The sequence below is a fragment of the Streptomyces sp. a15 genome, assembly GCF_059026085.1.
The window spans coordinates 19,473-40,067 of sequence record NZ_JBWLKM010000064.1 but is presented as its reverse complement, the minus strand read 5'-3'; the positions used below and the strand labels follow the sequence as shown (position 1 = coordinate 40,067).

The window sequence follows — 20,595 nt, the reverse complement described above, 5'->3', positions numbered from 1 at the left end:
TTATTGTAGAGGACCCCACCGCTTTATGCAACTAGTTGCATAACCAAGAGAGGTGATGCCTGCCACGCTCGGCGCCGCCGGGCCGTCGTATGGTCCAGGACGGCCCGGTTGGCGTCGGCCCATGGGAGATGGGGTCGAGTCGGCCGACGGTAGGGGCGGTGTCCCGCGCGGACCGTCTCGTGGGTCTCCTCGACGCGGCCGAACTCCCGGGCGCGGAGGGCGCGTTCCCGCTGCCGCCGAAGCTGTCGGTGACCTCCTGCCACGGCGGGCAGGGCTTCTCGGTGGTCCCCGACCTGTGCGAGGTGGGCGTCGACATCCGCACCACTCCGGCCTTCGACGCCCGGGCCGCCGAGGGCCTGGTCCGTACCGTCGTGGCGGAGTTGGACGCGCGGTGGCCTGCCCCGCGGCCGACCGCGATCACCCCGGTGGCCGCGTGGCCGCCGTTCCGTCTGGCCCGGGACGAGCAGCCCGCCGCCGCGCTCCTCGACGCCGTCGCCCGGGAGGGACTGCGCGTGCGGGCGAAGACGGCAGGGCCTCCAACATCGGCAACCTGCCGGCGGGCGAGGGTATCCCGGCCACCGCGGGTTTCGGCGTGCGGTACGAGGGACTGCACGGCCTGGACGAACGGGCCCGCCTCGCGGACCTGCCCGGCGTCCACGCCGTCTGCCGGCGTGCGGTGCTCAGCCTCCTCGGCGCGGACGGGTAGCGCTCACCGGCTCTCCAGCCGTACGTGCAGTTCCTTCTCCTGGTCTCCGGAGGCCGAGGACAGGTCGTGCACGGAGAACAGCGAGTCCAGAGTGGAGCGGAAGCGGTCGATCGCCCAGTACCCGCCCTGCGCGTCGGCGATGACGGAGGACGAGAGCCGGGCGGGGCGGGCGCCCTCGTGCGGGTCGGCGACGTCGAAGGTGCCGAGCCATACAGTCGGACGGGTCTCCGAGAGCTCCTGGGGTACGTCGTCGGCGCACCGGTCGGACGAGAAGCAGGCACACAGGGTGTCGAACACGATCCGGGCGTCGTCCTTGTCGCATCCGCTGATCTCCACCGAGACGGATTCCGGGTGCGGTCGCTCACCGTCCATCGTGATCGCTCCTCTCGTGGCCGCGGCGCGGTACCACGGCCGCTCCGTGAAACCGCCCCGTATCCCAAGAAAACCACCACATGCCGTGGAGCACTACCGGCCGAGGTGCCCGTTCTGTTCCGCGACCGGGTCGCGCCGGTGGCGGATCGAGTACGCCGAGCGGTGTCAGGGCCGCGGTCGGCCGCGATGGGGGTCGAACAACTCGGCGGCGATGCCGGCGAGGACCAGGCCCGTGGCGATGAGGAGGCCGACGGTCAGGGCCACGCCGGTCGTCAGCGCGGTCACGGCGACGGCCAGCGTCCACCAGGCGCCGGTGCGCCGGTACTCGCGAGGGCGAGCGGGCCGGCCGGCGCCCAGCGCCCGGGCGAACCGGGGATCGTCGCGCTCGAGCCGCGCTTCGAGATCGACCAGACGTTCGTCGTCGGACTGGGGCATGGTTCCTCCGTGTCGCGCCGGCAGGCCGGTCGCAGCGGGCCGGGCGTCGGACCCCCGGGGCGGCGGCGGTGACGCTGCCGGAGACCGTCGTGGAGGCGCCCCACCGCCCCGGCGGGCATCGCTCGGCTCACTCCCCGCGCCGTCCCGTCCTTGCGGCGGCCTCCGGCCCACCCACTGCGGTCCTCTCAGCCGGGCTCCCGACCACCGTCCCGTCTCCGCGGCCCCCGCCACGACAGCGGGCACCAGGGGTGCTACCGGTCAGCCGCCTCCGCCGGCCGGGTGCCGGAGGCCGACGCCGACATGACGTCGTCGTCCGTCCGGTACGAGTCGGCGGCGTCGGCCGGTCCCTGCGCCGTGTCGCCGGGCCGGGCGGCCGTGCCCCGGGACAGCCGGGCGTGCGTGGAGCGCAGGGCGCGGGCGAGCAGGTGGGAGCGTCCGGCGGCGACGGGACCGAGAACGGCCAGCACGAGGACGTAGCCCGCGATGAACGGGGCCAGGCGTGCGTCGAGCCCCGCGCTGGTGGCCATGGCGGCGAGGATCAACGCGAACTCGCCGCGGGCCACGAGCGTCGTGGCGATGTCCGCGGCGGGCTCGGCGCCGTAGCCGTACAGGCGGGCGACGAGCAGGCCCGCGACCACGTTCATCACCAGGGTCAGCGCCGCCGCCGCGGCGACCGGTCCGGCGACGGACGCGACGACTCCCGGGTCGATGGCGAGCCCGAAGGCGAAGAAGAAGATCGCCGCGAAGGCGTCGCGCAGCGGATGCACCAGCTCCCGGATGCGCGGCCCGGACGGCGTGCCGGCCAGGATCAGACCCACCATGAAGGCGCCGATGGCGTCGGCGACCCCGAGCGCCTCGGAGACACCGGCGACGAGGACCGCGGCACCGAGGAAGCTGATGACCAGCAGTTCGTCGTCGCGGACCTGGATGAGCCGGCCGACCCACCGGGTACCGTACCGGGCCGCGGCGGCCAGCACCAGCAGGAAGGCGAACGCCTTGCCCGCCTGCAGGAGCACTTCTCCCATGCCCTGGGCACCGCTGAGGACCGGTTGCAGGGCCGCGAGGTACAGCGCGAGGAAGATGTCCTCCACCACGATCACGCCCAGGATCAGGCGGGTCTCCGGGCGCCCGATACGGCCCAGGTCGATGAGGATCTTGGTGACGATGGCGGACGAGGAGATGCCCAGGACACCGGCGAGCACCAGCGCCTCCCGCGTCCCCCAGTCCAGCGCGAACCCGAAGCCGAGGCCCGCGCCGACGTTCAGCAGCAGATAGGTTCCGCCCGCGGTCAGCAGGCGTTTGCCGCCGTTCCTGAGGTCGTCGAGATGGAACTCGAGGCCCAGGTAGAACAGCAGCAGCACCAGCCCGAGCGCGGAGAGCATCTCGAAGTCGTGGGCGTCCTCGACCAGGACCAGGCCCGGCGTGTGCGGGCCGAGCAGGATGCCGGCGAGCATGAACAGCGGGATCGTGGGCAGTCCGATCCTGCCGCCGAGGCGGGCGAGGAACGCGGCGGCCAGGAAGGCACCGCCCATGGCGAGCAGAGTGTCAGCGTGTCCCACGGGTCACCTCCTCGGACCACGCCGAGCGGCGGACGGGCTTCACTTCACGGGGGTGGATACGGGTCCTCCTTCGTCCGGGGTCGTGCCGGGTGCCGTCGATCGTCGGGCGTCCCGGGGACGCGAGATCTCGGCCTTCCCCGCCACCGTCGCATCTCCGCGACGGGCGCCACCATCGGTGCCGACACTCATTTCCGGACGGGCCGCCGAGGGCCACTCCAGCGCCCCGACGGGCCTCAACTCCGCGTGAAGCGGTACGTCTTGCTGTCGGTCACAACGCAGAATCCGGGCGATACGACGATCACGCGCAGGGTGCCCGTACGGCGGTCGTAGTCGATGCCCTCCGCCTCGAAGGTGCCCGAGCAGGAGCTGCGCAGGGGCAGCTGGCGCAGTGCCGTGACGTGGCCGGTGACGTCGGACGTGCCGTTCGGTTCGGCGGAGAGGTCGATCTGGAGCAGCGGCTTGGTGATGCCGAACAGCGTGCCCGCCGGGTCGTCGGAGGAGCACAGCAGCCGGGTGGCGCTGAGGAAGTCGCAGCCCTGTACGTCACGTACGGCATGATCGAGGCGGACGGTGGACGCCTGCGGGAGGTTCGCCGAGGGCGAGGTGCCCGGATTGACGCCGGGGGTGGGGAAGACCAGCAGCCGGCTCATGGTGCCGTACTCCCCGGCCAGCATCCACTGGCCGCCGGGCGAGACGGCGACCCAGGAGTTGTTCAGCGCCTCCCCGGAGCTCAGCGTGTGGACGTACTCCGCCCAGGTCCCGCCCGGCGACTGCACGCGGAACATCTTCGTGGTGCCGGAGTCCCGCTGGTAGGGCTCGATGTAGTGGCCGTCGTAGGAGGCGTCGGGGTCACCCACGTGGTTCCAGCCGCGGCCGCTCAGGTCGACGGGGATGGTGCCGATTCCCGTGTACCGGTTGACTGCCCCGGCCGGGACCTCGACCGAGGTGAGGCCCTGGCTCTCGGTCAGCGGGTCGGCCCGGTCGGAGCCCACCTCGGTCCAGGTGTCGGCGGCGGAGGCGGGCGACGCGGTGGCCAGCAGGGTGGCGGCGAGGACGACGACGGCGGTGAGGACCGTGTGACAACGTTGCCGGGCACGCAGGGGCATGGGGGCTCCTCGGGGGGTGGACGTGATCGTGGGCGTGATCGGCGGACAGTCTGGCCCGACTGGGTGGTCATGTACAGACCAAAGCGGAAACGCTGGGTGTCGGCTCGGTCACGGAGCAGCGATCCGGCTTCACCGGACGGCCGCCGCCGTCTTGAGGGATGGTGGAAGAAGCCGCCGGGTGACGTCGCAGAGACGGCTGGACGCGGTAGAACTGGGGAGTCGGCACGGGGGAACGACGTGCCGCGAGGACGGCCGAAGGCGGTGCGTGCAATGAGAGCAGCCGGGAGAGTCCGGTGACCGAGGGCGCCGAGCAGCAAGAGCTGCCCGGCGGGCCCGTCGACGGGCCGGTGCGCGGGCCGGTCCAGCCGAGCGGGCTGCTCGACGTGCTCGGAGTGGCCTCGATCGTCCTGGACACCGACGGGCGCATCGTGCTGTGGAGCCCGCAGGCCGAGGAACTGTTCGGCTACCCGGCGCGGGACGCACTCGGGCAGTACGCGGCCCAACTGATGATCCACGAGCAGCACGTCGACCTGGTGGTCAAGCTGTTCGCCGACGTCATGGAGACCGGTCAGGGCTGGGCCGGAGCGTTCCCGGTCCGTCACAAGGACGGCAGCACCAAGCTGGTGGAGTTCCGCAACATGCGGCTGCTTGACGACCAGGGCGACGTCTACGCCCTGGGGCTCGCCGCCGACCAGTCGACCGTACGGCGGCTGGAGCGGGACGTGGCGCTGTCGACGCGGATGGTCGCGCAGTCCCCGAACGGGCTGGCCGTCCTGGACACCGATCTGCGGTACGTCTCGGTCAATCCGGCACTGGAGCGGCTCAACGGCCTCCCGGCCGAGGAACACGTCGGCCGCAGGATCGGCGACCTCCTGCCGGACATCGACGCCGAGGCCCTGGAGTCCGCGGCCCGTCGGGTGCTGGAGACCGGACAGCCGCTGGTCGACCAGCAGAGTGTGGGCCGGACGCCGGCCGATCCGGAGGAGGAGCACGCCTGGTCGGTCTCGCTCTACCGGCTGGAGGACGCGCTCGGCAACGTCCTGGGCGTGGCCTGCTCGGTCGCGGACGTCACCGAGCAGCACCGGTCGGCCGTCGAGGCCGAGGCCGCGCGTCGCCGCCTGGCGCTCGTCGCCGACGCCTCCGCCCGGATCGGCACCACCCTGGACCTGGACCGCACCGCCCGGGAACTGGCCGAGGTCGCGGTGCCCGACCTCGCCGACATCGCGGCCGTGGATCTGCTGGAAGCGGTGGTGCAGGGCCGGCCCTGCACCCTCGGCCCCGCCGAACCCGCCGTCATCCGGGCCCTGGCCGTCGAGGCGGACCGGGCCCCGGACGCCCTCCTCGCGGCCGACCCGCCCGGAGAGGTGGCCCGGTACGCTCCCGACCGCCTGGTCACCGAGTGCGTACGCACCGGACAGCCGATCCTGGTCGCGCAGGTCGAGGCCGCCGACCTGACCCGCATCGCCCGCTCCCCCGAGGCGGTCGAACTGCTGACCCGTGCCGGGGTGCACTCCTATCTGGCGGTGCCGCTGATCGCGCGCGGCGAGGTGCTCGGCGCCCTCGATCTCAAGCGCACCCGCAACCCGCTGCCGTTCACCGACGACGACGTGCTGCTCGCCCGCGAGCTGGCGTCCCGCGCGGCCGTGCAGATCGACAACGCGCGCTGGTACCAGAACGCCCGCGACACCGCCCTCACCCTCCAGCGCAGCCTGCTGCCCAGCCATCCGCCCGTCACCGGCGGCCTGGAGGTCGCCTCGCGCTACCAGCCGGCGGGAGCCACCACCGAGGTCGGCGGCGACTGGTTCGACGTGATCCCGCTGGAGGGCGGCAAGACCGCGCTCGTGGTGGGCGACGTGATGGGCAGCGGCCTCAACGCGGCGGCGACCATGGGCCGGCTGCGCACCGCGACCAACACCCTGGCCTCCCTCGACCTCGATCCGGCCCGGCTCCTGGAGCACCTCGACCGGATCACCGACGGCCTGGACCACTCGATCGCGACCTGTGTGTACGTCGTCCACGACCCGGAGCTGCGGCAGTGCCGGATCGCCAACGCCGGGCATCTGCCGCCCGCCCGGCTGCGTCCGGGACGTCCGCCGGAGCTGCTCGACCTGCCCACCGGGGCCCCGCTGGGAGTGGGCGGTGTCGCCTTCTCCACCACCACCGTCGACCTCGAACCCGGCGACCGGCTGGTGCTCTACACCGACGGCCTCGTCGAGACCCGGCAGCACCCGCTCGACGAGCGCCTGAACGCGCTGTTGGCGCTGCTGGAGGGCCCCGACCGCCCGCTGGAGGAGGTCTGCGACCTCCTGTTGCGCACGCTGCACCAGCCCGACAACTCCGACGACGTGGCGTTGCTCATCGCGCGGGTGCAGACGGCGCCTTGACCTGAGGGGCGTCAAGCACGGCTGGGCTCGGGGTCCGACTCGTGTCGCTGCCGCGGCGTCGCGCCCCGGTCGCTACAGCCAGGTCCCGACGACCACGTTGGCGTACCAGTCCTCCGACACGGCGAGGCGCGGCGTCAGCCCGCTGCGGGTGAACGCCTCGACGGCCGCCGGCGCCTGGCGTTCACTCGTCTCGACCAGGAGACAGCCACCGGGGGCGAGCCACCGGGGTGCCTCGGCCGCGACCCGGCGCAGGACGTCCAGCCCGTCCGTGCCGCCGTCCAGGGCGACCAGCGGCTCGTGGTCGCGTGCTTCGGCGGGCAGGAGGGCGACCTCGCCGGTGGGGACGTACGGCACGTTGGCCGCCAAGATGTCGACGCGGCCGCGCAGTTCGCCGGGAAGGGCGTCGAACAGGTCGCCCGTGTGGACCTGACCGCCGACGCCGGCGACATTGCGGCGGGCGCAGCGCACCGCGGCCGGTTCGATGTCGGCGGCGTGCAGTTCGACGGGGCCGAGCGCGGCGGCGAGGGCGGCGCCGACGGCACCCGAGCCGCAGCACAGGTCCACCACGACGGACGCGTCGGGGACTTGGGCGAGCGCCTGCTCGACGAGGAACTCGGTACGGCGGCGGGGTACGAAGACGCCGGGTTCCACGGTGATGCGCAGTCCCCGGAACTCCGCCCAGCCCAGGACGAGTTCGAGAGGCCGGCCCAGGACGCGGCCGTCGACCATGGCGGCCAGTTCGTCCGGGGTGCGGGCGGCGGCGAGGATCAACCGTGCCTCGTCCTCGGCGAACACGCAGCCTGCGGCGCGCAGCGCGGCCACGACGGAGTCACGGGACGCGGGCGAGGACTGCGGTGAAGAAGGCGAGGAAGGCGAGGACGAAGAAAGTGGAGGCATGAAGCCGAGGGCCTTTCGGGAGCCGAAGGGCGCTCTCGCGGCCGCCTACTAGCGGTGGTCCGCGTCTGTTCGAGGAGAGAGCACCCGACCTGACACAGCGGTAATGGGTCTCACCTCCTCGGTCGTTCACGACGGACACAGCGCGGCAACACTACCCCAACGATCAGCCGCCGAAGCCTCCTTCCGTCGCGAGTTGTATTATGCAACCAGTGACGCGAGGAGGCCCCGTGAACGCATCCGCACCGACCGGCGACGACGCAGCCGTGGAGACCATCCACCGCGAACTGACGTCGTTCGCGCGTCGGGCCCGGGCCTCGGCCGGGCGTATGCACCCCGAGCTGTCGCTGGTGTCGTACACCCTGCTCGGGCATCTGGAGGAGAGCGGCGGCTGTCGCGCCACCGACCTGGCCGCCCACTACGCCCTCGACAAGTCCACGGTCAGCCGCCAGGTGGCCGCCCTGGAGCGCGCCGGACTCGTCGAGCGGCGCCAGGACCCGGAGGACCACCGCGTCCAGGTCCTGGACCTGACCGACGCCGGCCGGCGCATCCTTGCCCAGGTCACGGTGAGCCGCCGGGCGGTCTTCCGGGAGCGGCTCGCGGGCTGGCCGGCGGAGGACCTGGAGCGGTTCGCCCGGTATCTCGTGCGGTACAACGCCGGGTCGGCGGCCGGCTCAAAGGGCGACTGACCGACTACGCCACCTGACCGACTACGCCACCGGTACGGCCGTACGCCCCTCCGGCAGGCGTTCCGGTGCTCGTGCCGCCATGAAGGCGGTGGTGCGACGCAGGCGGAAGCCCAGGGACTCATAGAGCCGGATGGCGTTGGTGTTGCCGGCGCCGGTGTGCAGGAACGGGGTCTCGCCGCGTTCCCGGATGCCGTGGGCGACGGCGAGGATCAGCCGGGTCGCCAGTCCCTCGCCGCGGAAGGCCGGGTCGGTGCAGACGGCGCTGATCTCGGTCCAGCCCGGCGGATGCAGCCGCTCCCCCGCCATGGCGACCAGGGCACCCTCCCGCCGTATGCCGAGGTAGGTGCCGAGCTCGATGGTGCGGGGCAGGAAGGGGCCGGGCCGGGTCCGGGCGACCAGGTCGAGCACCTCGGGCACGTCGTCGGGGCCGAGCCGGATCGCCTCGGGTTCCGGGGCGGTGCTCAGGCCGTCGTCCACGAACTGAACGCCCTCCATTCGGAACGTGACCTCCCAGTCCCCGGGGACCGGCCCCCGGAACCCGAGCAGCGGCACCTCGGCACCGGGCCCCGCGAAGGCCGCGAGGTCGGCCCAGTCGTCGGCATCGGGCTCGTCGGGCAGAGCCAGCCACGGCGTGACGTCCACGGGATAGCGCAGGATCCGACCATGCCGCTCGGCGAAGTGAGCGTGCGGGCCGGTGAGGGCGGCGCGGGCGGGGTTGTCCAGGACCTGGGGCTCGTCGGCGTGCCGCGCCTGACCGGTGGCCTGCGATTCGCTGGTGGTCTTCGGTCCGTCGGCGGCCCGCGGTCGGTCGACGGCCTGCTCTCCGCCGGTGGTCTGCGGGGCTTCTGCTGCGCTCATCGGGCGACCTCGATCACGACCTTGCCGCGGGCGTGTCCGTCCTCGACCGTGCGGAGGGCCTCGCCGGCTCGGTCGAGGGGGAACGTACCGGTGATGTGCGGGGTGAGGTCGCCGTTCAGTACGAGGTGGGCCACCGCCTCCAGGACGGCCGCGTTGCGGGCCCGGGCCACCCGGGCGCCGCCCAGCCGCGCGGCGTCCTCGGGCGGGGCACCGGCGGTGATCAATTTCGTGCGGTCGGTGAGGAGTCGGGCAGCCTCGGACAGCACCTCACCGCCCACGAGGTCGTAGACGCCGTCGGCCCCGTCCGGTGCGGCGGCCCGCGCCCGCTCGGCCCAGCCCTGCCCGGAGGGGACGTGCACGGCGCCGAGCGACTCGACGAAGTCCTTCTTGCTCTCGCCGGCGACACCGACGACGCGCAGCCCGAAGGCCCGGGCGATCTGTACGGCCGCCTCGCCCACGCCGCCGCCCGCGCCGGTGACCAGCACGGTCGCGCCGGAGGGCAGGTCGAGCTGGCGGATTCCGTCGTACGCGGTCGCGGCGGCGACGGGCAGGGTCGCGGCGGCGGTGAAGGACAGCTCGGCGGGCTTGTGCGCGGTCACCGCGGCGGGCAGCAGGGCGTACTCGGCGTAGCCGCCGGCCGCTGTGTTGCCGAAGACCTCGTCCCCGACGGCGAAGCCCTCGACGCCGTCGCCGAGCTCCTCGACGACCCCGGAGGCCTCGCTGCCGAGGACGGCGGGGAACACGCGGTCGCCGCTCTCGCCCGGCCTGCGGAACCCGGTGCGCAGCTTCCAGTCGACGGGGTTGACCCCGGCGGCCCGCACCGCGACCAGGACCTGGCCGGGGCCGGGCACCGGCCGGTCCACCTCGACGAGGGCCTCGGTCTCCGGACCGCCGTACCGCGTGAAGACGTACGCCTTGGGCACTGCTCCCACTCTCCTTGCTGCCGCCGGTCAGACGGTTGTATGGGCCACCGGTTGCGGCATCAGTCGGCAAGGAGGATCGGCGGTCCGCTATTCCCGGAGCGGCGGAGAGTTCATGCGGCCTTAATGATCGTGGGCCGCCCCGGAGGCGGGGCAGGTGTGACGTGCGCGTACGGTTGAACGCGTTAGCCATTGCCGTCGCTGTCACGTTGGACCCATATGAACGTCACCCGAGGCTTCACCGGACGCGCCCGTGTCCACAATCCGGGGCTGCCGCCCGGCCAGTACGACGCGGGCGACGACTGGCCCGTCCTGTCCGCGGAGGTCACACCCGACCTGGCGCCCGCCGACTGGACGTTCCGTGTCGACGGGCTGGTCGAGGCGCCCCGCACCTGGGACTGGACCGAGGCGCACGAGCTGCCCGCGTCGGCCTACGAGGGCGACATCCACTGCGTGACGAGCTGGTCGAAGTTCGGGGTGCGGTTCGGGGGCGTGTCGCTGGACGCGTTCCTGGATGTGGTGCGGCCACATGGGTCCGCCACCCATGCCGTCGCCTACTCGCACACCGGTTACACCACGAACCTCCCGCTCGCCGACCTGACCGGCGGGCGCGCCTGGATCGCCTGGGAGTACGACGGGAAGCCGCTCTCCGCCGAGCACGGCGGGCCGGCGCGGCTGCTGGTGCCGCACCTGTACTTCTGGAAGAGCGCCAAGTGGATCGCGGGCCTGCGGATCCTCGACCACGACGAGCCGGGTTTCTGGGAGCAGAACGGCTACCACGAGCGTGGCAATCCCTGGGAGGAGCAGCGGTACTCCGGTGACTGAGACGTCCGCCTCCCCCGGCTTTGCTTCCCCCGGCTTCACTCCTCCCGCTTTCGCTCCTCCCGGCTTCACTCCCGCGACGCGGTTCGCCGTGCCCGGGCGGATCGCCGTGAGCAAGCAGGCCGCCGCGGTGTGGCAGACCGCCACGCTCACCGAGATCCGCCGCGAGACCCCGCACGCCGCCACGTACCGGTTCGCGGTGCCCGCCTGGGCGGGGCACCTGCCCGGCCAGCACCTGATGCTGCGGCTGACCGCCGAGGACGGCTACGCGGCGCAGCGCCACTACTCGATCGCGTCCGCGCCCGACGACTCGGGGCACATCGAGCTGACTCTGGATCATGTCGAGGGCGGTGAGGTCTCGGGCTGGTTCCACACGGTGGCGGGGCCCGGCGACGAGGTCGAGGTACGCGGTCCGCTGAGCGGCTTCTTCGCCTGGCCCGGCGACCGGCCCGCGCTGCTGATCGGCGCCGGCTCCGGGGTCGTACCGCTGATGTCGATGGTGCGGCACCACCGGGCACGGAACCTGTCCGTGCCGTTGCGGATGCTGGTGTCCGCGCGCAGTCCCGAGGAGCTGATCTACGCCCGGGAGTTGGGCGCGGAGACGATGCCCGTCTTCACACGGAGCGCGCCGGAGGGTGTGCCGGTGGGACGTATGACGGCCGCACATGTGGCGCCGCTCCTGGCCGAGCAGCCGCCTGGTGGGTGGGAGGCCTATGTGTGCGGCTCCAACGCCTTCGCCGAGCATGCCTCGCGACTGCTGGTGGAGGCCGGTCAGCCGGTGGACCGTATCCGGATCGAACGCTTCGGCTGACGGCGCGACCGTTCCGGCCACGCGGCCGTAGCGTTCCGGCCGGCCCGCGCCGCCCCGGCGTTTCGGCACCCCCTTGCTGGGCACTTGTCCGGAGGCCCCGGACGGGGCCGTCGGTGAAGGATGCCGGTGGAACGGGTACTAGATCGTTGGGGGCACTCGCAGTCGTGCGCGGTGCGGAGGTCGACATGCGAACCCGGGTGCGCGGCTGGCGCTGGCGGCGCAGCCCGCTGCGGCGTCGGTCGGACGTCGTCGAGGCGTGGACGGTCCTGGCCGTCACGGTGCTGCTGTGGGTGGGCGCTCCTCTCGTCGGGGCGTTCGCCGCCTCGTGGGCCCACTCCGAGGCCCGCGCGGTCGCCGAGAAGCAGCGTGCCGATCGTCATCGGGTCCGTGCCGAGGTCGTCGGCAGGACCGCCGGCTCGGTGCCCGCGGTGCAGGGCGGCCGCCAGCACGCGTACCGGGCGACCGTGCGCTGGACGGAGCCGAACACCGGTGCGCGGACGGCCTCGGCGCGGGTCCCTGGGGGCACACACCAGGGTGACGTGGTGGACGTGTGGTTCGACGCCCGGGGTCGCAGTGTGTCCCCGCCGCCGGACGGGACCGCGGTGTGGCAGCACACGCTGACCATCGGCGCGTGCGCGGTGGGCGGTGCGGTCGCGGTGGTGCTCCTCGGCCACTCCGTCGTACGGGGTGCGGCCAACCGCCGCCGGATGGCCGAGTGGGAACGCGAGTGGGCCCTCACCGAGCCGCAGTGGACGCGCCGCCGGGCGTGACCGGCCCGCAGCCCGACGGCTGTTTCTGTTGCATCCGCCGCGCGATTCCCCCGTGCGTCCGCAGCGCGTCGGTCAGTCCCGGCAGGACGGGTTCACCGCGGTCGACCAGCACCTTTCCGGCGACCACCGTCGTCCACGCCCGGGCGGGACCGCAGCGCAGCCACGCCTCCACCGGGTCGCTCAACGCACCGGCCAGTGCCACCTCGTGCAGGTCCCAGACGACCAGGTCGGCGCAGGCGCCGGGCCGCAGGTGGCCCAGTTCGTCCGCGCGGCCGAGACAACGGGCCGAGCCGCGGGTGGCGATGTCGAGGGCGTCCCGTGCGGTCATCGCGCCGGGTCCGCCGCGGTAGCGCCCGAGGAGGAGAGCCCCGCGGGTCTCCATCCAGAGCGAGGCGTGGTCGGTGGAGGCGGAGCCGTCGCAGCCGATGCCGACGGGCAGGCCCAGTTCACGCATCTCCCTGACCCGGGCCGTGCCGCCGCCGATGAGCATGTTGGAGCTGGGGCAGTGCGCCACGCCGACGCCCGCGGCGGCGAGGCGGCGCAGCTCGTCGTCGTTCGGGTAGATGCAGTGGGCGACCCAGGTGCGGTCGCTCATCCACCCGGTCTCCTCGAAGTACTCCACGGGCCGGCAGCCGTACGTCTCCAGACAGTAGGTGTCCTCGTCGTGGTCCTCGGCGAGGTGCGTGTGCAGGCGTACGTCGTGGCGCTCGGCGAGTTCGGCGGTCGCCGTCATCAGCTCCTGGGTCACCGAGAACGGCGAGCAGGGCGCGAGCGCGACCCGGACCAGCGCACCGGGTTCGGGGTTGTGGTGCGCCTTGATGAGGCGCTCGCTGTCGGCGAGGACCTCCTCGTCGGTCTGCGTGACGCTCCTGGGCGGCAGTCCCCGGTCCTCGACGGAGCGGGTCATCGAGCCGCGGGTGGCGTGGAAGCGGAAGCCGATGTCGCGGGCGGCACGGATCTCGGCGTCGACGAGGCGGGGGCGGGGGTGGACGTAGAGGTGGTCCGAGGACGTGGTGCAGCCGCCCATCAGCAGCTCGGCCATGCCGACGTACGCCGAGACGTAGGCGGCCTCCTCGTCGAGGGCCGCCCACAGTGGGTACAGGGTGGTGAGCCAGTCGAAGAGGGAGCCGTTCACGGCGGGCGCGTAGGAGCGGGTGAGGTTCTGGTAGATGTGGTGGTGCGTGTTGATCAGGCCGGGGGTGACGAGCCGGCCGGCCGCGGACACGGTCGTACGGGCCTCGGGTTCGGTCCCGGGGGATCCGAGGCCGGTGACCCGACCACCCGTGACGGCCACCCAGCCGCCCGGGATCTCCCGCTCCCCGTCCACGACGAGCAGTCCGGCATCCCTGACCAGCAGGTCCGCTTCCTCGACCGGCATTTCGGCGGCAGACGTCATGGCCTCATCGTAGGCGCGTGACGGGGCAAAGACCTGGCGAGTCGTCCGACCACCCACGTACGGTGTGATCATCCGCACCCACTGCTTACAAAGGCGGTCCTACATGGCCCTGTTCGACCTTCCGATCGACGAGCTCCGCGAGTACCGCAGCAAGTCCGCCGAGCCCGAGGACTTCGACGCCTTCTGGACGAAGACCCTCGAGGAAGCCCGCGAGCACGACCTGAACGCCCGGTTCGAGCTGGTCGACACGGGTCTGACCACGGTGAAGGTGTACGACGTGACGTTCGCCGGTTTCGGCGGGCACCCGGTGAAGGGCTGGTTCACGATCCCCGCCGAGGTCTCCGCGCCGGTCCCGCTGGCCGTGGAGTTCGTCGGGTACGGCGGGGGGCGCGGTCTGCCGCACGAGCATCTGCTGTGGGCGTCCACGGGCCGGGCGCACTTCGTGATGGACACCCGTGGTCAGGGCAGCGCCTGGGGCGGCGGTGGCGGCACCGGGGACCCGGTGGGCGGCGCGCCCGCGTACCCCGGTTTCATGACGCGGGGCATTGACGCTCCGGAGAACTACTACTACCGCCGGGTGTTCACGGACGCGGTGCGTGCGGTCGAGGCCGCCCGCTCGCATCCCCTGGCCGATTCCGCGCGCACGGTGGCGATCGGCTCCAGCCAGGGCGGCGGCATCACGATCGCGGTGGGCGGGCTGGTCCCGGACCTGGCTGCCGTGGCGCCGGACGTGCCGTTCCTGTGCGACTACCCGCGCGCGGCCACGCTCACGGACCGTCACCCGTACCGGGAGATCGGCCTCTACCTCAAGACGCACCGCGGCCGCGCCGAGGACGTCCTGCGCACCCTCTCGTACTTCGACGGCGTGCACTTCGCGGCCCGCGGCCGGGCCCCCGCCCTGTTCTCGGTGGCCCTGGAGGACCAGACCTGCCCGCCCTCCACCGTCTTCGCCGCCTTCAACGGCTGGGCGCACGACGAGAAGGTGATCGAGGTGTACGACTTCAACGACCATGAGGGCGGCGGCCCTTACCACGAGGCGGCCAAGGTGCGCTGGCTGCGGTCGTACGCCTGAGGGGCCGCGCGTGGAGACGGGTGAGGCCGCGGAGCGGTTCGTGCGGGTGTGGGAGCGGGCCTGGGCCGTCCACGACGTGGAGGCGCTGCTGGAGCTGTACGCCGAGGGCTGCGTGCACCGCTCGATGCCGTTCCGCGCGCCGCACCGCGGCCGGGCCGAGCTGGCAGAGTACCTGCGCCGGTCGTTCGCCCAGGAGCAGGTGACGGATGTCCGGTTCTCGCCGCCCGTCGTCGGCCGGGACGGGGTCGCGGTGGCCGAGTTCCGGGTGTTCGCGCAGGAGGGCGGCGAGGCGTCCACGCTGGCCGGTTGTGTCTTCGTGCGGTTCGACGGAGCCGGGCTGGCCGTCGAGACCCGCGACTACTGGCACACGCTCGCGGGCCATCAGGAGCCGGAAGGGGCCCTCTTCTTCCTCTGAGGCCTGCGCCTACGCCGCCTTCGCGTAGGACGCCTTCCGTCCGGTCCGGCCAGTCGGTATGTTCAGGGCTTCCGGCGGACGGCGGAGGGCCCATGTCCCAGAACGAGTCGGCGATCCACGGACACTGCGACGAGCGCTTCGGCGCGGTGCGGGCGGCGTTCGAGGAGAACTTCCGGGATCGCGGGGAGCTGGGCGCCGCGGTGACCGTCGTGGTCGACGGCGAGACCGTGGTGGACCTGTGGGGCGGCTGGTCCGACGCGGCGGGCACCCGCCCGTGGGAGCGCGACACGCTGGTCAACGTCTGGTCGACGACCAAGGGCCCGGTGGCGCTGTGCGCTCACATCCTCGCCGACCGGGGGCTGCTCGACTTCGACGCGCCGGTGGCCGTGTACTGGCCGGAGTTCGCCGCGGCCGGCAAGGAGAAGGTCCTGGTACGGCACCTGCTGTCGCACCGGGCCGGGCTGGCGGGCCTGCGTGAGCCGCACACGCTCGCCCAGCTCTGCGACTGGGAGGTGACCGTGGAGCGGCTCGCCGCGACGGAGCCCTGGTGGGAGCCGGGAACCCGGTCCGGGTATCACGCGCTGACGTACGGCTTCCTGGTCGGTGAGGTCGTGCGGCGTGTGTCGGGGCTGCTGCCGGGGGCGTTCCTGGAGCGGGAGGTGACCGGGCCGCTCGGGATCGACTTCGCCGTCGGGCTGCCGGAGAAGGAGGCCGGGCGGGCCGCCGAGCTGGTGCATCCGCCGGCCGCCTCGAGCAGTGAACAGGCGACGGTCTTCAGCCAGTTGGCGCCCGCCGCACTCGCCTCGCTGGCCAACCCCCTGGTGGGCGCGACCGAGGCCAACACGCCCGAATGGCGGGACGCCGAGATCCCCGCCGCGAACGGCCACGGCACCGCGCGGGCCGTCGCCGCGCTCTACGGCATCTTCGCGGGCCGCGGTTCGTACGACGGTCACCGCGTCCTGTCCCCCGAGGCCGCCGAGCGGGTGCGCGAGGGGCAGGGCAGCTGCCGCGACCTGGTACTGGGCGCAGGTTTCGAGAGCGAGACGGAGGTCGGGCTGGGCCTGTGGCTCAGCGGGCCGAACGGGTCGTACGGGCCCAATCCGCGCGCTTTCGGACACGACGGGTTCGGCGGCTCGTGCGGACTGGCCGACCCGGAGGCGGGCGTATCGCTGGGGTACGTGATGAACCGGATGGGGCCGCACATCGCCGACGACCCGCGGAAGATGGCGCTGATCGACGCCCTGTACCGGGTGCTGTGACCTCACCCGTTCCCTCGAGAGTGCCGGGATGACGTGGTCCGGGTCGCTGCCCAGCCCCACCGCGCCCCTGCCCGCGCCGCCGTAGCGCATGGCGCTGACTACGGCCTCGTGCACCGCGGCCACCAGGTCGCGCGTGCGCTGCTCGGGCAGGCCCAGGCGGCGGGCACGGGCGGCGACGGTGCGGCGGACCGTTGCCGAACTCCCGCGGGCGAAGGGGATGTCGGCCGGTCCGGCGGGCAGCCGTGCGCGGCCCTCGCCGTCGTGCTGCGCGGGTGTGCCTTCGTCCGGAGCTGACGCCCGGCTCGGCTACGGCAGCCTGCGGGCGACGACCATCCGGACCCGCGGGCTGCCGTCCCGCCGGTGCCCGAACTCGGGCAGGGCGTGCAGGTCCACCTCGAAGCCGGTCCGCTCCAGCTCCCGGCGTACGTCCGAGAGCCGGAAGGCCCGGTAGTACATGACGAACGGCGGCCGCCACACGGCGTTGCGCACCCGCATCACCGCGTCGAAGCCCAGCAGCATCCAGTAGGCGCGGGACGCGGGGCGCGGCGGGGCGAGCACGGGGAAGGCGAAGCTCCCGCCGGGTCGCAGTACGCCGTGCACCTGGGCGAACAGTCCCGGCAGCTCGCGCGGGAGGAAGTGCCCGAACGCCCCGAAGCTCACGACGAGATCGAAGACGGGGCCGAACGGCAGGGCGCGGGCGTCCGCACGCACCCAGGAGACGCGCGGTCCGGCGGGCTCGGTCCGCTCCCGTGCGACATCGAGCATGCCCGCGCTGAAGTCGACGCCGGTGACGCGGTGCCGGCACACCCGGCCCAGTACGGCGACGCCCGCGCCGGTGCCGCAGCACAGGTCGAGGCCGGCGTCGAAGGGGCCCATGCGGCGGAGCGCCGAGGCGACGGCGTCGAGCACCGCGTCGGGCGTACGGAAGGGGGTGTGGTCGAACTTCGGGGCGAGCAGGTCGTATCCGCGCTCGACGGACGACAGTGCCTGGACGGCGAGCTCGCGGAGACTGGGGCCTTCGGGGCTGAACATCCGGGTCAGCTTAGGCCTCCCAGGAGGCTCGGGCGCGGCTCGGGTAGCGGCAAGTGGCGCTCGACGCCTCATGAGGCGGGTGGCAGGGGCTGCTCGGTCCAGATGATCTTGGCGTTCGGGGTGTAGCGGGTTCCCCAGCGTTCGGTGAGCTGGGCGACGAGGAAGAGGCCGCGGCCGCCCTCGTCCTCGGTGCGGGCGCGCCGCAGCCGGGGAGATGTGCTGCTGCCGTCGGAGACCTCGCAGATGAGCGCGCGGTCGCGGAGCAGGCGGAGCTGGACCGGGCCGGCGGCGTGGCGGATGGCGTTGGTGACCAGTTCGCTGGCGACGAGTTCGGTGCAGAAGGCGAGGTCCTCCAGGCCCCAGGCGGCCAGCTGCTCGGTGACCGCCGCGCGGGCACCGGAGACGACCGCCGGGTCGCTGGGCAGGTCCCACTGGGCGACCTGCTCGGGCCCCAGGGCGTGGGTGCGGGCGACGAGGAGGGCCACGTCGTCGCTGGGCCGCTCCGGCAGCAGGGCGTCGAGGACCGCCTCGCAAGTGTCCTCGGGGGCGCGGTCGGGGTGGGCGAGGACGGTCCGCAGCAGGTCGAGGCCGGAGTCGATGTCCCGGTGTCGGTCCTCGATGAGACCGTCGGTGTAGAGCACGAGTTGGCTGCCTTCGGCCAGCTCCAGTTCGACGGTCTCGAAGGGCATTCCGCCGAGTCCGAGCGGCGGTGCCGAGGGCAGGTCGACGAACTCCACCGTGCCGTCGGGGGCGACGACCGCGGGGAAGGGGTGCCCGGCGCGGGTGAGGGTGCAGCGCCGGGACACCGGATCGTAGACGGCGTACAGACAGGTGGCTCCGACGATTCCGGAGTCGGCCTGGGTGTTCTCCACCGCCCAGCCCTCGCCCCGGTCGAGGCGTCCGACCAGGTCGTCGAGGTGGGTGAGGAGCTCGTCGGGCGGCAGGTCCAGGGAGCAGAAGTTGTGGACGGCGGTGCGCAGCCGGCCCATCGTGGCGGCGGCGTGCAGTCCGTGGCCGACGACGTCGCCGACGACGAGGGCGACCCGGGCGCCGGAGAGCGGGATGACGTCGAACCAGTCGCCGCCCACTCCGGCCTGCGCGGGCAGATAGCGGTAGGCGATGTCGACGGCGCTCTGCTCGGGCCGGCCCCGGGGCAGCAGGCTGCGCTGCAGGGCGAGGGCCGTGTTGTGCTCGCGGGTGTAGCGGCGGGCGTTGTCGATGCAGATCGCCGCGCGGCCCGCCAGCTCCTGTGCCAGGGACAGGTCGTCCTCCTCGAAGGGGGCGGGCTTCTCGGAACGGTAGAAGCTGACGACGCCGAGGGTGGCGCCGCGCGCCCTGAGCGGCACCGTGATCAGGGAGTGGATGCCGGCCGCGAGGACACGTTCGAGCCGTGCCGGGTCCTGGGCGAGCCAGCCCTCGGCCTCGACGAGGACGGGTTCGAGTACGGACTGCCGGTGCTCCAGGCTGCGGGCCTGCGGGGTGGTCGGGACGTAGTGGACCGGGTCTCCGACGCCGTACAGGTGGGGCACCTCGTGGACGGAGCCGAGCGCGATCCGGCGCAGCGGGGTGCCGGCTCCGAACGGGCCCGGCTCCTCGCCCTGCAGCACCGCGTCCGGGAGGTCCACGGCGGTGAAGTCGGCGAACCGGGGGACGGCCACCTGCGTCAGTTCCTCGGCCGTGCGGGCGACGTCCAGGGTGGTGCCGATGCGGACGCCCGCGTCGTGCAGCAACTCCAGGCGCCTGCGGGCCAGGACGGCGAGCCGGCCGACCCCGGGCTCGCCGACGAGAAGCAGGCGGTCGTCGACGCGGGCGCGGGTGGGCGGTTCCTCGTCGGCGCCTGCGGGAGAGCCGGTGTCTGTTGGAGACAGGGGCGGCGCGGACGGGATGGTCACGGTGGTCACGGCGACCGGTTTGGCGGACGTGGAGGGCCGGGTGGGCGTGGTGGGCAGGAGTGTGGCGGTCCCCGCGGCCGTACCGGTCGGCGCGGTCACCGGTGCCTGTCCGGCCGGCGCATCCGCGAGGGCCCGAGCCGCCGTCGGCGCCGCTTCCGGCGACACATCCGTCACCGTCTCGACAAGACGTGGTTCGACCCGGGTCGCGCCGGTCGCGGACGGTGCCGCCGCGGTCGATCCGGCCTGGCGCAGTCGGGGCCCGCCGAGGATCCGGGCCTCGACGACCACGCCCGTCTCGCCCTCCGCGCCCATGACCGGGCGGCGCAGCAGGGTGGCGACGCGGCCGCCGGACAGGACGACCTCGTCGAGGGTGCGGTGGGGCGAGGCGAGGAGTTCCTCGGCCTTCTCCCGCAGCACCGCCACGTCGATCCGGCCGAGGCCGCCGTAGCCGTGGCCGTCTCCTTGGTCGGGGGCCGCGAGTCGGGGCTGGCGCGGCCACCCGCCGACGTCGGGGCCGGCTCGCCGGTAGGCGGCCAGCAGCGCCCGTTCGCGCTGGGTGGACTGCTCCAGCAACCGTGCCTCGATGCTGTGGGCGGCCTCGCGGACCAGCCGCAGCATGGCGGGGTCGCCGTCGTCGCGCAGGCAGGTCAGGTCGAGGACGGCCTCGATGCGCCCGCTGAAGGGATCGCGCACGGGCGCGCCGGCGCAGGCGAAGGGCTGGAGGCAGTCGGCGAAGTGCTCTCGGCCGGCGACGTAGACGGGGCTGCGCTCGGCGAGCGCGGTGCCGACGCCGTTGGTGCCGACGACCCGTTCGGAGGCGTCGAAGCCGGGGGCGAAACTCACCTCGTCGAGGCGGTCGCGCAGCTGCCGGTCCCCGCCGAGCCGCTCGACCATACGGCCCCGGGCGTCGCAGAGCGCGATGGTGATGCCGACCTGGGTGAGCGACGCGCTCAGGTCCTTCAGGACGGGGTCGGCGGCGCGCAGGAACCGGTCCTCCAGCGTCAGGTCCGGCGCGTAGGGGACCAGCAGCTGGTGCGGCTGAAGCCCCGCCGACCTGCACCGCTTCCAGGAGTCGAGCACCGAGTCCCGGACGGTGGAGTCGACGAGCGCACCCGCCAGAAAACGTTCGTGGGCATCGACGAGGCCGCCGATGTCGTCCCAGGCGACGGACAAGGGGGATCACTTCCCTCACCCGGAGACGGG

The 20,595-nt window shown here is 73.2% G+C and carries 18 protein-coding genes and 1 pseudogene; 9 read left to right on the top strand and 10 right to left on the bottom strand.

Going from position 1 to position 20,595, the window contains the following annotated elements; genetic code table 11:
- Positions 1-89 precede the first annotated feature (89 nt).
- Positions 90-332 (top strand): annotated as a pseudogene (locus AC5P09_RS38950) (peptidase dimerization domain-containing protein); the annotation flags it as partial.
- Between the two features lie 377 nt (positions 333-709).
- Here AC5P09_RS38950 and AC5P09_RS38945 read toward each other — a convergent pair.
- The 4 genes from AC5P09_RS38945 to AC5P09_RS38930 form a co-directional block, all read right to left on the bottom strand.
- Positions 710-1,078: a hypothetical protein gene (locus AC5P09_RS38945; protein ID WP_493878424.1), complete on the bottom strand. Its 369-nt coding sequence runs from the start codon at positions 1,076-1,078 to the stop codon at positions 710-712.
- Between the two features lie 165 nt (positions 1,079-1,243).
- Entirely contained in the window at positions 1,244-1,513 is a 270-nt protein-coding gene (locus tag AC5P09_RS38940) for a DUF3040 domain-containing protein (protein WP_493878423.1), read from the bottom strand.
- 251 nt (positions 1,514-1,764) lie between these two features.
- Positions 1,765-3,072: a cation:proton antiporter gene (locus tag AC5P09_RS38935; RefSeq protein WP_493878422.1), complete on the bottom strand. Its 1,308-nt coding sequence runs from the start codon at positions 3,070-3,072 to the stop codon at positions 1,765-1,767.
- A 233-nt stretch (positions 3,073-3,305) separates the two neighbouring features.
- Positions 3,306-4,178, bottom strand: coding sequence for a hypothetical protein (locus tag AC5P09_RS38930; protein ID WP_493878421.1), 873 nt, complete (start codon positions 4,176-4,178; stop codon positions 3,306-3,308).
- 293 nt (positions 4,179-4,471) lie between these two features.
- Here AC5P09_RS38930 and AC5P09_RS38925 point away from each other — a divergent pair, with 293 nt between their 5' ends.
- The gene (locus AC5P09_RS38925; RefSeq protein WP_493878420.1) at positions 4,472-6,562 is read left to right on the top strand and encodes a SpoIIE family protein phosphatase; all 2,091 of its coding nucleotides are present in this window, start codon (positions 4,472-4,474) and stop codon (positions 6,560-6,562) included.
- A gap of 72 nt (positions 6,563-6,634) precedes the next feature.
- On the opposite strand, the gene AC5P09_RS38920 is transcribed toward AC5P09_RS38925, so the two are convergent.
- Positions 6,635-7,459, bottom strand: a complete 825-nt coding sequence (locus tag AC5P09_RS38920) for a putative protein N(5)-glutamine methyltransferase (protein ID WP_493878419.1) — start codon at positions 7,457-7,459, stop codon at positions 6,635-6,637.
- A gap of 227 nt (positions 7,460-7,686) precedes the next feature.
- Here AC5P09_RS38920 and AC5P09_RS38915 point away from each other — a divergent pair, with 227 nt between their 5' ends.
- Positions 7,687-8,145, top strand: a complete 459-nt coding sequence (locus AC5P09_RS38915; protein ID WP_266445154.1) for a MarR family winged helix-turn-helix transcriptional regulator — start codon at positions 7,687-7,689, stop codon at positions 8,143-8,145.
- Positions 8,146-8,166: 21 nt separating this feature from the next.
- On the opposite strand, the gene AC5P09_RS38910 is transcribed toward AC5P09_RS38915, so the two are convergent.
- Positions 8,167-9,003 (bottom strand): GNAT family N-acetyltransferase, encoded by an 837-nt coding sequence (locus tag AC5P09_RS38910; protein ID WP_493878418.1) that lies wholly within the window; start codon positions 9,001-9,003, stop codon positions 8,167-8,169.
- On the bottom strand, positions 9,000-9,926 hold the full coding sequence (locus tag AC5P09_RS38905; protein ID WP_493878417.1) for an NADP-dependent oxidoreductase: 927 nt from the start codon (positions 9,924-9,926) through the stop codon (positions 9,000-9,002). The genes AC5P09_RS38910 and AC5P09_RS38905 overlap by 4 nt, the downstream gene beginning before the upstream one ends.
- A gap of 216 nt (positions 9,927-10,142) precedes the next feature.
- On the opposite strand from AC5P09_RS38905, the gene AC5P09_RS38900 reads away from it, so the two are divergent.
- The 3 genes from AC5P09_RS38900 to AC5P09_RS38890 all read left to right on the top strand — a co-directional run bounded on the left by AC5P09_RS38900 (position 10,143) and on the right by AC5P09_RS38890 (position 12,326).
- Entirely contained in the window at positions 10,143-10,748 is a 606-nt protein-coding gene (locus tag AC5P09_RS38900) for a sulfite oxidase-like oxidoreductase (RefSeq protein ID WP_493878416.1), read from the top strand.
- 88 nt (positions 10,749-10,836) lie between these two features.
- Positions 10,837-11,556 (top strand): ferredoxin reductase, encoded by a 720-nt coding sequence (locus tag AC5P09_RS38895; RefSeq protein WP_493878436.1) that lies wholly within the window; start codon positions 10,837-10,839, stop codon positions 11,554-11,556.
- Positions 11,557-11,741: 185 nt separating this feature from the next.
- Positions 11,742-12,326 (top strand): Rv1733c family protein, encoded by a 585-nt coding sequence (locus AC5P09_RS38890; protein WP_493878415.1) that lies wholly within the window; start codon positions 11,742-11,744, stop codon positions 12,324-12,326.
- Here the strand turns inward: AC5P09_RS38890 and AC5P09_RS38885 are convergent.
- Positions 12,292-13,722 (bottom strand): 8-oxoguanine deaminase, encoded by a 1,431-nt coding sequence (locus AC5P09_RS38885; RefSeq protein ID WP_493878414.1) that lies wholly within the window; start codon positions 13,720-13,722, stop codon positions 12,292-12,294. The genes AC5P09_RS38890 and AC5P09_RS38885 overlap by 35 nt on opposite strands.
- Positions 13,723-13,825: 103 nt before the next feature.
- Here AC5P09_RS38885 and AC5P09_RS38880 point away from each other — a divergent pair, with 103 nt between their 5' ends.
- The 3 genes from AC5P09_RS38880 to AC5P09_RS38870 all read left to right on the top strand — a co-directional run bounded on the left by AC5P09_RS38880 (position 13,826) and on the right by AC5P09_RS38870 (position 16,468).
- Positions 13,826-14,794 carry an acetylxylan esterase gene (locus AC5P09_RS38880; RefSeq protein WP_493878413.1) on the top strand — a complete coding sequence of 323 codons (969 nt, stop codon included), beginning with the start codon at positions 13,826-13,828 and terminating at the stop codon, positions 14,792-14,794.
- A gap of 10 nt (positions 14,795-14,804) precedes the next feature.
- On the top strand, positions 14,805-15,209 hold the full coding sequence (locus AC5P09_RS38875) for a nuclear transport factor 2 family protein (protein WP_493878412.1): 405 nt from the start codon (positions 14,805-14,807) through the stop codon (positions 15,207-15,209).
- 92 nt (positions 15,210-15,301) lie between these two features.
- Positions 15,302-16,468, top strand: coding sequence for a serine hydrolase domain-containing protein (locus tag AC5P09_RS38870; RefSeq protein WP_493878411.1), 1,167 nt, complete (start codon positions 15,302-15,304; stop codon positions 16,466-16,468).
- Between the two features lie 306 nt (positions 16,469-16,774).
- Here the strand turns inward: AC5P09_RS38870 and AC5P09_RS38865 are convergent, their stop codons facing one another.
- Complete coding sequence (locus tag AC5P09_RS38865) at positions 16,775-17,500, bottom strand: class I SAM-dependent methyltransferase (RefSeq protein ID WP_493878410.1); 726 nt, start codon at positions 17,498-17,500, stop codon at positions 16,775-16,777.
- 68 nt (positions 17,501-17,568) lie between these two features.
- Entirely contained in the window at positions 17,569-20,565 is a 2,997-nt protein-coding gene (locus AC5P09_RS38860; protein ID WP_493878409.1) for a SpoIIE family protein phosphatase, read from the bottom strand.
- Positions 20,566-20,595 lie beyond the last annotated feature (30 nt).